General features: G+C 71.5%; 7 protein-coding genes. 5 read left to right on the plus strand and 2 right to left on the minus strand.

Going from position 1 to position 12,473, the window contains the following annotated elements; translation table 11 throughout:
• Window positions 1-225: 225 nt before the first annotated feature.
• Entirely contained in the window at window positions 226-3,069 is a 2,844-nt protein-coding gene (locus tag IF73_RS0105770) for a glycoside hydrolase family 3 protein (protein ID WP_031004148.1), read from the minus strand.
• Between the two features lie 335 nt (window positions 3,070-3,404).
• On the opposite strand from IF73_RS0105770, the gene IF73_RS0105775 reads away from it, so the two are divergent.
• From IF73_RS0105775 to IF73_RS0105795, 5 genes are all read left to right on the plus strand, one after another.
• Window positions 3,405-5,081 carry an extracellular solute-binding protein gene (locus IF73_RS0105775; protein WP_031004150.1) on the plus strand — a complete coding sequence of 559 codons (1,677 nt, stop codon included), beginning with the start codon at window positions 3,405-3,407 and terminating at the stop codon, window positions 5,079-5,081.
• A complete protein-coding gene (locus tag IF73_RS0105780) occupies window positions 5,081-6,136 on the plus strand; it encodes an ABC transporter permease (protein ID WP_031004152.1) in 1,056 nt (351 codons plus the stop codon). Before IF73_RS0105775 ends, IF73_RS0105780 begins: the two co-directional genes overlap by 1 nt.
• Entirely contained in the window at window positions 6,133-7,059 is a 927-nt protein-coding gene (locus IF73_RS0105785) for a carbohydrate ABC transporter permease (protein WP_031004154.1), read from the plus strand. The genes IF73_RS0105780 and IF73_RS0105785 overlap by 4 nt, the downstream gene beginning before the upstream one ends.
• Before the next feature lie 104 nt (window positions 7,060-7,163).
• Window positions 7,164-9,392, plus strand: a complete 2,229-nt coding sequence (locus tag IF73_RS0105790; protein ID WP_031004156.1) for a sialidase family protein — start codon at window positions 7,164-7,166, stop codon at window positions 9,390-9,392.
• Window positions 9,392-11,359 (plus strand): beta-galactosidase, encoded by a 1,968-nt coding sequence (locus tag IF73_RS0105795; protein WP_031004158.1) that lies wholly within the window; start codon window positions 9,392-9,394, stop codon window positions 11,357-11,359. The genes IF73_RS0105790 and IF73_RS0105795 overlap by 1 nt, the downstream gene beginning before the upstream one ends.
• A gap of 50 nt (window positions 11,360-11,409) precedes the next feature.
• On the opposite strand, the gene IF73_RS0105800 is transcribed toward IF73_RS0105795, so the two are convergent.
• A complete protein-coding gene (locus IF73_RS0105800; protein WP_031004160.1) occupies window positions 11,410-12,414 on the minus strand; it encodes a LacI family DNA-binding transcriptional regulator in 1,005 nt (334 codons plus the stop codon).
• Window positions 12,415-12,473: the final 59 nt, after the last annotated feature.

Raw genomic sequence — 12,473 nt, forward strand, 5'->3', positions numbered from 1 at the left:
AGGGGGTCGGCTGGACGCGGTGGTGAAGCGCTTCGACGCTGTCATCACCTTAGATGGGGTGTCAATGCCTGGTAAGAAAGCGGGTTCCGTGGCTTCACGCGCCCTTGCCTTGCCGAAAGTGCGTCATCTGGGCTGGCGCGTAGGTGAAGCGCTTCGACGACGGTTGAGCAGCGACACCGGCGCGACCGGCCCGGAGGCCGGTCCGCCGGCACCGCACGCCCGCGCTCAGGTCGTGAAGCCGACGCGTGCGAGTCGCACCGGGCCGCGCAGACCGAGGCGGACCTCGTGCACACCGGCCGCGACGGCGATGGGCGCGCTCACCGTGGCGTAGTCGTAGGGGCCGTCCGTGCCGGGGGAGAGCGTCAGCACCGCCCGTACCGGACCGTCCCCCAGCGACACTTCGACCGTGCCCTCACCCGCGGCCTCCACGGTGACCCCTGCGACCCCCTCTCCGAAGTCGCAGTCACGGAAGACCAGTTCGCCCCTCCGGCCGGTCACGGGGGTGACGGAGTCGCCCGAGGTCTTCGTCCGGTCCACGATCTCCGTGTCGCTCTGGTCGTCGAAGTCCACCGCCTCCAGGCCGCGCACCGTGGCCGGCCGGGGGACGGAGGGCTCGCCGTCGAGGTCGACGGTCCGGGCCAGGCGGATGTCCTCGCTGGACGCGCCGACCAGGATCTCGTAGCGGCCCGGTGCCACCCGCGAACGTCCCTGCGCGACGTCCCAGAACGCGAAGGCCGACAGCGGCACCCGGAAGGCGATCTCCGCGACCTCGCCGGGCGCGAGCGTCACGCGCCGGTGCGCGGCCAGTTCCCTGCGGGGCCGTGGCACCGCCGGCTCCACGGCCCGGGTGTAGAGCTGGGCGACCTCGTCCGCGACGACATCGCCGGTGTTGGCGACCGTGAACGACACGTGCACCGTTCCGTCCTCGACGCGCGTCGTGAGGCCGTCGTACGAGAAGGACGCGTACGACAGGCCGTGGCCGAACGGGAAGAGGGGCGTGCCCTCGAAGTAGAGGTAGGTCTGGCGGCCGCCGATCACGTCGTAGTCGAGGAGGCCGGGCAGGTCGGAGTCGTCGGCGTACCAGGTCTGCGGGAGGCGGCCGGCGGGGGAGACGTCGCCCGCCAGGATCCGGGCCAGGGCGCTGCCGGCCGCCTGGCCGCCGTGGGCCGTCCACAGCAGCGCCGGCACCTCCGCGTGATCGACCGCGTACGGGTACGCCGAGACCAGCGCCAGCACCGTGCGCGGGTTGGCCGTGCGGGCCGCGCGCAGCAGGCGCTCCTGGTGGGCGGGGAGGGCCAGGGTCGTACGGTCCACAGTCTCGCGTCCGTTGATGTGCGGATCGTTGCCCGCGACCACCACCACCACGTCCGCCTGCGAGGCGACCCGGTGCACCGCGTCCTCGCCGCGCTCGACGACGACGACCTCGAAGATCTCCCCGTTCCCGTCGGCAACCTTCAGGCCGTCGGCGGCGACAGAGAGGGGGCGCCCCGTACCGATGTGCCGAAGGAGGTGGCCGTTCTCGTGCGGTTCCAGCCGGAACGTCTCCTGGACGATCCAGCCTCCCGGCTGGTCGGCGGAGGCCCGGACCAGGCCGTCCTCGGCGACGGAGAGATAGCGGCCGTCGGGGGCGCGCAGGGTCAGCACGCCCTCGCCCCAGTCGACGAGGGAGAGCTCGGTGCCGGTCGCCTCGGCGGTGAGCGGCGGCAGGTCCGTCCGGCCCGCGAGCAGGGCCGGGTCGAGGGCGCCCTCCGCGCCGCGCACCGCGTCGTCCGCGTCCGCCTCCGGGACGTGCAGGAAGGTTCCGTCCGAGGTCTTCAGCAGGATCCGGTCCACGCCCTCCGCGACGTGCACGTGCTCCGGCCCGAACCGCTCGGACAGGCCCGCCAGCGGGGTGGAGCGCCGCAGGAGCGTGCCGCTGTACCAGTCGAGCTTGCACTCGTCGGCGAGCAGGCCGACCACCGCGAGCCGGGTGCCGGGCGCGAGCGGCAGCAGGCCGTCGCTGTTCTTGAGCAGCACGACCGCCTGCTCGGCCGCCTCCTGAGCGAGGGCCCGGTGGTCCGGGGTGTCGAAGGCCGCGGTGAGCGCGTGCGGGTCGTCCTCCGGGTCGAACTCGCCGAGCCGGAACCGCACCGAGAGCTGGCGGCGCACCGCCGCGTCGACGTCCGGCTCGGTCAGCAGACCCCGCTCCAGGGCGCCGCGCACCCGCGCGGTGATCTGCGAGCCGTCGGTGCCGTGGTCGGTGAAGCTGTCGACGCCGGCCAGCAGCGCGGCGGCCGTCGCCTCCTCGTGGGTGTCGAAGTAGTGCTCGGAGTCGACCAGGTTGGAGGGCGCGCCCGCGTCCGAGCAGACGAGGAGTTCCTCGTCGGTCCAGGTGCGCAGGTGCTCGCGCAGATGGGGCGAGACGTGGTTCGGCCGGCCGTTGACCAGGTTGTACGCCGGCATCACACCGGCCACGGCGCCCGCTTCGACCGTCTCGCGGAAGGCGCGCAGGTCGTACTCGTGCAGGACGCGCGGGCGGACCGAGGAGGACGTGACGTCGCGGCCCGTCTCGTTGTTGTGGGCGAGCCAGTGCTTGAGGACGGGCGCGGTGCGCCAGTACGTCGGGTGATCGCCGCGCAGGCCGCGCGTGTAGGCGGTGGCGATGGCCGAGGTGAGCTTCGGGTCCTCCGCGTAGCCCTCCTCGTTGCGGCCCCACAGAGGGTGGCGCAGCAGGTTCACGGTCGGGGCCCAGACGTTCAGGCCGACGCGGTCGTCGCGGGCGCGCATCGCGCGGACCTCCTTCGACACCGCCTCGCCGACCCGTCGTACGAGATCCGTGTTCCAGGTCGCACCCAGGCCCACGGCCTGCGGGAAGACGGTGGCCGGCCCCATCCAGGCCACGCCGTGCAGCGCCTCCTGGCCGGTGCGGAACGCGGCGACGCCGAGCCGCTCCACGGCGGGCGCGAACTGGTGCAGGAATCCGATCTTCTCGTCGAGGGTGAGCCGCGACAGGAGGTCGTCGACGCGCTTCGCGAACGGCAGGTGCGGATCGCGGAAAGGCAGTGGTGAGTGCGGCGTGTGTGCGGACACGTGGGATCCCCTTGAGGTGGAGCGACGAGTGCTCTTGAAGCGCTTCGATGCTCATCAGACCCGCGGGCGAGTGTCAAGAGAGCAGCGGCTTCGCATGAACGCAGGCAGGACGAGGATTGACCGACAGTCACCTCCCGCCTCTCGGAGGAATCTTGGAAGCGGCTCTTGTGCGCCCCTGGGTGTTCACTTAACCTCACTGCAACATCGAAGCGCTTCGACTGCGCCTTGCGTCGCAGTGGTCGGATGTCCGCTTTCAGCTCAGCCAGTTCCAGTCACGACACCACAGCCGACGGCCCACCGCCGGGTGTCCAGGTGCGCCACGAAGGGTTGACGCAATGACGCCGAATGCCGCCTCCTCCGGACTGAGCCGGAGAAGCTTCCTCGCCTCCACGGCGGTCGCCACCGCAGCGGTGGCCGGGGGAATGCCGCTCCTCACCGCCTGCAGCGATTCGGGGAACGGCGGGTCGCGAGAGGGCGCCACGTCGGGCAAGGCCGCGGACAAGCTGCTCCCGGCCTTCGTCGCCAGCACGGTCGCCACGCCGGACATTCCGTCGAAGAACGGCTCGACAGCGGGCTACACCAGCAAGGTCGACCTCGCGACCCTCGCCTCCTCGGTCCCGACGAAGCTCGGCACCGGAGCTCCCCTCGAGATCATGGCCCCGCTCTGGGGCACCCCGCCGAAGCCCGACTGCGCGTACTACACGGCGCTCGACGCCGCGGCGGGCACCAAGATCACCTGGCAGAACCAGGACGGCAACATCTACGGCGAGAAGCTCGGTGCCGTCCTCGCCTCCAGCTCCATACCCGACATGGTCGTCGTGCCGAGCTGGGAACTGGTCGGCAAGATCTCCAGCGCGGTCACCGCGAAGTTCATGGACCTCGGCCCCTACCTGGCGGGTGACAAGGTCAGGAAGTACCCCAACCTGGCCGCCATCCCGACCGACTCCTGGCGCATGAGCATCTTCGGCGGCGCGCTGCGCGGGATCCCCATGCCCGCCGCCCCCGTGCCCAACATCGTGCCCTTCTACCGCAAGGACGTCTTCGACAAGAAGGGCTACACCGTTCCCAGGTCGGCCGACGAGTTCCTCGGCTGGGCCAAGGAGGCCACCAGCGCCAAGGCGAAGGTGTGGGCCTGCGGTGACATGAGGTGGTCGGCGGCGGGCATCTTCGGCGTCCTCCCCGCCGGGTCGCTCGGCTGGAACATCGGGGACGACGGCAAGCTGACGTACCGCATCGAGCACCCCGCGTACCTCGAACACCTGGAGTGGGTCCGCAAGCTGTTCGCCGCGGGCGTCGTCCACCCCGACGACAAGGCGAACACGGGCGACCCGAGCCAGCGGTTCACCTCCGGGCAGATCCTCGTCTACAACAACGACATGTCCTCCTGGTACGGCAAGACCACCGAACAGGCCCGGTCCAACCCGGACTTCGAGATCCACGGCATGGACTACTTCGGCGCCGGCGGCGGCAGCCCCACGCTCTACGCCGGCCAGCCGGCCGGCATCTGGTCGATGATCCGCAAGGACGCCTCGAAGGAGACGGTCGAGAACGCGCTCGCCGCCGCCAACTTCGCGGCGGCGCCCTACGGCACCAAGGAGCGGATGTTCGTCGACTACGGCGTCGAGGGCACCCACTACACGGTCGAGAACGGCGCCCCGGTCAAGAACGACCGGGGCGTCCAGGAGGTGAACAACGCCTGGGTGCTGCTCGCGGCCCCGGCCCCGTACACCGCCCACCCCGACCTCCCCGACATCACCCGCATGCAGGTCGAGTGGCAGCAGCGGCAGGGCGCCTTCGTCAGGAAGACGTCCACCTACGGCATGAACATCGTCGAGCCGACCCGGTACGCCACCCTCTCCAGCCAGTTCGAGCAGCTGGAGATCGACTTCGTGCGCGGCAACAAGAAGCTCTCCGACATCCAGCAGGCCATCTCCACCTGGAAGTCCTCCGGCGGCGACAAGCTGCGCGACTGGTACAAGGAGCTCCTCGACAAGAACGGCAGCGGGAACTGATGTCCATCACGGCCGGGAGCAGGCCGGACGGGACGCGTCCTCCCGCGGCCGTCGAGGAGCCGGTGGCCGCGGTCGCCACCGCGGCCACCGCGAAGGAGAGCGTGCCGCGCAGGGCCGCCAAGGCCGGCAGGGTCCCCTTCCGGGTCCGGTGGCGCCGCGACCGCGCCCTCATCCTGATGACGCTGCCCGTCATCGCCCTGCTCCTGCTCTTCAACTACGTCCCGCTGCTCGGCAACGTCGTCGCCTTCCAGGAGTACGACCCGTACGTCTCCAGCAACGGCATCACGGCGATCCTCCACAGCCCGTGGGTGGGTCTGGAGCAGTTCTCACGGATGCTCGACGACCCGCTGTTCTGGAGCGCCACGAAGAACACCGTCGTCCTGTTCGTGCTCCAGCTGGCGCTGTTCTTCCCCGTCCCCATCGTCCTCGCCCTGGTCATCAACAGCGTGATCCGGCCCCGGGTGCGGGCCGTGGCGCAGGCGATCATGTACCTTCCGCACTTCTTCTCCTGGGTCCTCGTCGTCACCGTGTTCCAGCAGATCCTCGGCGGCGCGGGCATCATCGCGCAGACCCTGGAGAAGCACGGGTGGAGCGGCTTCGACCTGATGACCGACGCCGACCTCTTCAAGTACCTGGTCACCGCGCAGGCCGTGTGGAAGGACGCCGGCTGGGGGATCATCGTCTTCCTCGCGGCGCTCTCCGCCGTCAGCACCGACCTGTACGAGGCCGCCGCCATGGACGGCGCGGGGCGCTGGCGCCGCATGTGGCACATCACGCTGCCCGCGCTGCGCCCGGTGATCGCCCTGCTCCTCGTCCTCAGGGTGGGCGACGCGCTGAGCGTCGGGTTCGAGCAGTTCCTGCTCCAGCGGTACGCGGTCGGCGCGGGGGCCAGCGAGGTCCTCGACACCTACGTGTGGAACATGGGCATCCAGAACGGCGACTTCAGCTACGCGGCCGCGGTCGGCCTGGCCAAGGGACTCATCGGAGTCTGTCTCGTCCTCGGTGCGAACAAGTTCGCGCACCTGCTGGGCGAGCAGGGGGTGTACAAGAAATGAGCCTCAACACGCAGCTCGTCCGCAGCCTCAGGGCGCCCGCCCGCCCCGTGTGGGAGGAGCCGCCGAGCAGGGCGGGACTCACCGCCAAGGGCGCCTTCCTCGTCCTCTGCTGTCTGGGGGTGCTCGGTCCGCTGTGGATCGTGATCGTCACCAGCCTCTCCCCGAAGCCCGTGATCGACCAGGCCGGCGGGCTCGTCGTGATCCCCCAGGGCATCACCTTCGTCAACTACACGGAACTGCTCAGCGGAGGCCAGGTCAGCCGGGCGATCATGGTCTCGGTCGGCGTCACGCTCGTCGGCACGCTGTTCTCGATGACCGTGTCGGTGCTCGCGGCCTACGGCCTCTCACGGCGGGGGAGCCTGGGCCACCGGTTCTTCCTGATGGTCATCATGGCGACCATGTTCTTCGGGGCCGGCCTCATCCCGACGTACCTTCTGGTGCAGTCGCTGGGCCTCACCGACACCTATCTGTCGCTGATCCTGCCGAGTGCCGTCAGTGTCTTCAACATCCTCGTCCTGCGGGCCTTCTTCATGGGCATCTCACCCGAACTCACCGAGTCCGCTCGCATCGACGGGGCCAGTGAGACGCGCATCCTGCTCACCATCGTCATGCCGCTGTCGCGCGCCGTCCTGGCCGTCATCTCGCTGTTCTACGCGGTCGGGTACTGGAGCGCCTGGTTCAACGCGTCCATCTACCTCAGCGACCAGCAGATGATGCCGCTGCAGAACGTGCTCATCCAGCTGGTCCAGAAGAACACCGAGGCGCCGACCGGCCTCCAGCAGGCGGTCCGCACCGGCCAACTCTCCTCGCTGGGCCTCCAGATGGCCGTCATGGTCCTCGCGCTGATCCCGGTCGCGGTCGCCTCCCCGTTCGTCCAGCGGCACTTCAAGAAGGGCATGCTCACGGGAGCCGTCAAGGGCTGACGCCCTCCGGTCGCGCCCACGCGGCGGCGCGCACGTCGACACGGCGGCCCCCGCTCCCGATCCCTGCTCGATCTTCCCCTTTCGTCTCAGGACCGAGGTATGTCATGAGCACGTTTCACCTCAGCAGGCGCTCCGTTCTCGCCGGCTCCGCCGCCGCCGCGGTCGTCTCCCTGCCCGCGGTCTCGGGGCAGGCGCAGGCCGCCTCGGCCGCCACCCCGGCCGCCGCCGGGAGCGGCGGCTACCGGTGGCGCGGCGCCGTCATGGGCGGCACCGGGTTCATCAGCGGGGTGCTGTTCCACCCGTCGGTACGGGGCCTCGCCTACGCCAGGACCGACATCGGGGGCGCCTACCGCTGGGACGACCGCACCGACCGCTGGATCCCGCTGACCGACCACCTCGGCTGGGACGACTGGAACCTCCTCGGCGTCGAGGCCATGGCCGTCGACCCGACCCACCGGAACAGGCTGTACCTCGCCCTCGGCACGTACACCCAGCCCTGGGCCGGCAACGGGGCCGTGCTGCGCTCCGAGGACCGGGGTGCCACCTGGCAGCGCACGGACCTCACCGTGAAGCTCGGCGCCAACGAGGACGGGCGGGGATGCGGCGAACGGCTCCTGGTCGACCCGCGGAACTGCGACACGCTGTGGCTCGGCACCCGGCACGACGGACTGCTCAGGTCGACCGACCGAGGCGCCACGTGGCGGCCGGCCGCCTTCCCCGCCACGCCGAGCGCCACCGGCCAGGGCATCACCCTCCTGGTCGCCGCGGGCCGTACCGTCTACGCCGGCTGGGGCGACTCCGACGGCACGGCCGACCGCCCCAACCTGTACCGCACGTCTGACGGAAGGACCTGGGAGCCCGTCCCCGGGCAGCCGACCGGCCGCGCCGCCAGGGTCCCGATCCGCGCCGCGTACGACCGCCTCACCCGCGAGCTGTACGTGACGTACGCCGACGCCCCCGGCCCCAACGGCCAGTCCGACGGCAGCGTGCACAAGCTGCGGACGACGACCGGGAAGTGGACCGAGGTCACCCCCGTGAAACCCGGCGGGGTGACGGGCGACGGCGGGACCGACGCCTTCGGCTACGGCGGCGTCGCCGTCGACGCCCGACGGCCGGGGACGCTCGTCGTGTCCACCAACAACCGCTGGGCCGAGATCGACACCGTCTTCCGCTCCACCGACGGCGGCCGCACCTGGACGTCCCTGAAGGACGAGGCCGTCCTCGACGTCTCCGAGACGCCCTACCTCAAGTGGGGTGGCGACAAGCCCAAGTTCGGCTGGTGGATCCAGGCCCTCGGCCTCGACCCGTTCGACTCACGGCACGTGGTCTACGGCACCGGCGCGACCCTGTACGGCACGCGCGACCTCAGGCGCTGGGCACCGCAGATCCGCGGCCTGGAGGAGACCGCGATCCTCCACCTGATCTCACCGCCCGTCGGAGAGGCACATCTGATCAGCGGCAACGGCGACATCGGCGTGATGTACCACGAGTCGCTCACGGCATCCCCCTCACGCGGCATGGCGTCGAACCCCGTGTTCGGTTCGACGACGGGACTCGCCCAGGCCGCGGCCCGGCCCTCGTACGTCGTGCGCACCGGCTGGAGCGGAAGCGCCAACGGCGCCTGGTCGGACGACGGCGGACGCACCTGGTCGCCCTTCGCCTCCCAGCCGGCCGCCGCCAAGGACGCGCCCGGCCCGATCGTCACCAACGCCGACGGCAGTGTGCTCCTGTGGTCCCTCGGCTCCTCGAACGGCACCGTCCACCCGGCGTACCGCTCGACCGACAACGGCACCACCTGGACCGAGGCCACCTCCGTCCCGAAGGGCGCCGTCCTGGTCGCGGACCCCGCGGACCCGACGCGCTTCTACGCCTACGACACGGCCGCCGGCACGGTTCACGCCAGCACCGACGGCGGCCTGACCTTCACCGCCAAGGCCGCCGGCCTGCCCTCGGGCGACGCGCAGTTCCAGCTGACCGCGGCACCGGAGCGCTCCGGCGATCTGTGGCTCAGCGCGAAGGAGGCCGGACTGTACCGCTCCACCGACGGCGGCGCCACCTTCACCAGGGTCGGCAGCTGCCGGTCCTCGCACACCCTGGGCTTCGGCAAGGCCGCCCCGGGCGCCACCTACCCGGCGCTCTACATGGTCGGCGCGACCGAGGGCCCCCACGCCGTCCACCGCTCCGACGACGAGGCGAGGAGCTGGGTGCGGATCAACGACGACCAGCACCAGTGGGGCTGGATCGGCCGGGTCGTCACCGGCGATCCGCGGGTGTACGGCCGGGTCTACCTCGGCACCAACGGGCGCGGCGTGCAGTACGGGGAGCCCGTCTGATGCCCGGCCTGAGCGACGCGACCCGCGGCCGCCTTCTCTTCGGCGGCGACTACAACCCGGAGCAGTGGCCGGAGGAGACCTGGCACGAGGACGTCCGGCTGATGAAGGCGGCCGGGGTCAACTCGGTCACCCTCGGCGTCTTCTCCTGGTCGACGCTGGAACCGACACCGGGCGCCCGGGAGTTCGGGTGGCTGGACACGGTGATGGACCTGATGCACGACCACGGCATCGGCGTCGTCCTCGCCACCCCGACCGCCTCGCCCCCGCCCTGGATGGGCCGGCTGCACCCGGACACCCTGCCCGTCACCGAGGACGGCCGCACCGAGTGGTGGGGCGGCCGGCAGCACTTCTCGCACTCCAGCGCCACCTACCGGCGCTACGCCGCCGCCATCACCGAGGACCTCGCCGCCCGCTACGCCGGCCATCCGGCGCTGAGGATGTGGCACATCAACAACGAGTACTGCACCTTCGACTACGGCGACGAGGCCGCGGCGGCCTTCCGCCGCTGGCTGCGCGCGAGGTACGGCACCCTCGACGCCCTCAACGCGGCATGGGGCACCGCCTTCTGGAGCCAGGGGTACGACACCTGGGACGGCGTCCTGCCGCCCCGCCTGGCCCACTACATGCGCAACCCCACCCAGGTACTGGACTTCAGGCGCTTCACCTCCGACATGCTCCTGGAGTGCTACGTCGCCGAGCGGGACATCGTCCGCCGCCACACCCCGGACATCCCGGTCACCACCAACTTCATGCCGCTGTGGACGGGCCAGGACGCCTGGCGCTGGGCCGAGGAGGAGGACGTCGTCTCCGTCGACATCTACCCGGACCCGCGCGACCCGCTGGGCGCCCAGAGCGGCGCCCTCGTCCAGGACATGACCCGCTCCCAGGCGCGCGGGCCGTGGATGCTCATGGAGCAGGCCGCCGGGCCCGTCAACTGGCGGGGCGTGAACCACCCCAAGCCCCGGGGCCTCAACCGGCTCTGGTCCCTGCAGGCCGTGGCCCGGGGCGCCGACGCCGTCTGCTACTTCCAGTGGCGCCAGTCCCGGCAGGGCGCGGAGAAGTTCCACTCCGGCATGGTCAGTCACGCCGGCGAGGAGGGCCGGACGTACCAGGAGGTCAAGCGGCTCGGCGCGGAGCTGGAGCGGATCGCCGCCGGGACGGCCGGCCGGACCGTCACCGCGGACATCGCGGTCCTGCACGACTGGCACGCCTGGTGGGCCGGCGCCCACGACGGCCGCCTGTCCGGCCGGATGGACTACCCCGACGTCCTGCACGCCTGGCACCGGGCCCTCTGGCAGGCGCACCTCACCACCGACTTCGCCCACCCCGAGCACGACCTGACGCCGTACTCCGTCGTCGTCGTGCCGCAGCTCTACGCCCTCACCGACGCGGCGGTCGACAACCTCCTCGCCTACGTCCGCCAGGGCGGCACCCTCGTCTGCGGCTTCCAGACCGGCGTCGCCGACGAGGACGACCGGGTCCGCGCCGGTGGCATGGACCGCCGGCTGCGCGAGCTGTTCGGCATCCGCACCCTGCACGAGTGGTGGCCGCTGGAGGCGGGGGAGACCGTCGCCTGCGAGGGCTTCACGGCGTCCCTGTGGTCGGAGGAGCTGGAGGGCGACGGCTCCGCCGACGAGACCGTGCCGTACAAGGGCGGTGAACTCGACGGACTGCCCGCCGTCCTGCGCAAGGGCCGGGCCTGGTACGTCTCCACGCTCCCGGAGCCGGAGGCGCTGCGCGACCTGCTGGCCCGGATCGCCTCCGCCGCGGGCGTCCGGCCGGTGCTCGACGGCCTCCCCGAGCAGGTCGAGGCCGTCCGCCGGGGCGAAGCGCTGTTCGTGCTGAACCACGGCCGCGAGCCGGTGACCGTCGAGGTGCCCGGCACCCACCACGATCTCCTCACGGGGAACGCCGTCACCGACCGGGTCACCCTCGGCCGCTACGGCGTGGCGGTGCTCCGCCCGTGACCCCCGTCCACGGTCCCTCGACCCGGACGTAGAGCGGGGTCGCCTCGCCGTCAGGGCGCCGACCCGGTGCTCGCCCGCACCGTCAACTCCGGTGCGATCAGCGACACCTCGTCGGCGCCTCGGTCGTCGATCTTGGCCACCAGGCGCTCCACCGCCTGCCGGCCCATCTCCTGCGCGGGGATGGAGACCGACGTCAGGGGCACCGAAGCCTGGACGGCCAGCTGCTCCGGGCAGATCGCGACCACCGACACGTCCTCGGGGACGGCGCGGCCCTGCCGGCGCAGCAGGGCCAGCAGGGGCTCGACCGCCTGCTCGTTCTGCACGACGAACCCGGAGGTGCCCGGGCGCTCGTCGAGGATGCGGGTGAGGGTGGCGGCTATCGCGTCGTAGCCGCCGCCGCACGGCCGGTGCAGCACCCCGATGCCCAGCTCCCGGGCCCGGGACCGGAGTCCGTCGAGGGTGCGCTCGGCGAAGCCGGTGTGCCGCTCGTAGACCGCGGGGGCCTCGCCGATGACGGCGATGTCCCGGTGACCGAGCATCGCCAGATGCTCGACGCACAACGCGCCGGTCGCCCTGAAGTCGAGGTCGACGCAGGTCAGCCCCGAGGTGTCGGCAGGCAGCCCGATCAGCACGGACGGCTGGTCGGTGCCGCGCAGCAACGGCAGCCGCTCGTCGTCGAGTTCGACGTCCATGAGGATCATCGCGTCGGCGAGCCCGCTGCCGGTGACGCGCCGGACGGCTTCGGGGCCCTCCTCGCCGGTCAGCAGCAGGACGTCGTACCCGTGCGTCCGGGCCGTCGTGGCGACCGCGATGGCGATCTCCATCATCACCGGCACGTACATGTCGGTGCGCAGGGGGACCATCAGCGCGATGATGTTCGACCTGCTGCTGGCCAGCGCCCGCGCGCCCGCGTTCGGGTGGTATCCCAGTTCGCGGATGCTCTGCTCGACCTGCAGCCGGGTGGCCGCCGAGATGGGCCGCTTGCCGCTGAGGACGTAGCTCACCGTGCTCGCCGACACTCCGGCGTGCCGGGCGACCTCGGCGAGCGTGACCATCCGGCTCTCCCAGCCTCATGAAGCGCTTCGATCGTGTGAGCGAGCGCACCGCTCCTGCG

The organism is Streptomyces sp. NRRL F-5727, assembly GCF_000719555.1.
GTDB lineage: Bacteria > Actinomycetota > Actinomycetes > Streptomycetales > Streptomycetaceae > Streptomyces.